A 256-nucleotide genomic window follows, 5' to 3' on the forward strand; every position below is an offset into this window, starting at 1 on the left:
CGCTGCTGGGCGTGCTGCTGCTCGGCGTGGTGCAGAACCTGCTGACGCTCGCGCAGGTGCCGTCGTTCTGGGTGCAGGCGATTTACGGCGCGATCATCCTCGGCTCGCTGATGGTGGCGCGGCTGGCGGGCGGCGAAGCGCAGAACTGAACGCGGAGAGAGAACTTGAACAGCCGTTCCGGACACACCGATGCGCGCCTCATCCTGCTCGCCCCCGACGACAACTGCCTGATCGCCGCCGCGCGTCTCGCGGCGGG

At 69.1% G+C, this 256-nt stretch carries 1 pseudogene; it reads left to right on the forward strand.

Annotated elements, in window-relative coordinates:
- A pseudogene (locus SB772_RS43120) lies at nt 1–149 on the forward strand (ABC transporter permease); the annotation flags it as partial.
- Nucleotides 150–256 lie beyond the last annotated feature (107 nt).

Source organism: Paraburkholderia sp. SIMBA_030 (genome assembly GCF_046535245.1).
GTDB lineage: Bacteria > Pseudomonadota > Gammaproteobacteria > Burkholderiales > Burkholderiaceae > Paraburkholderia.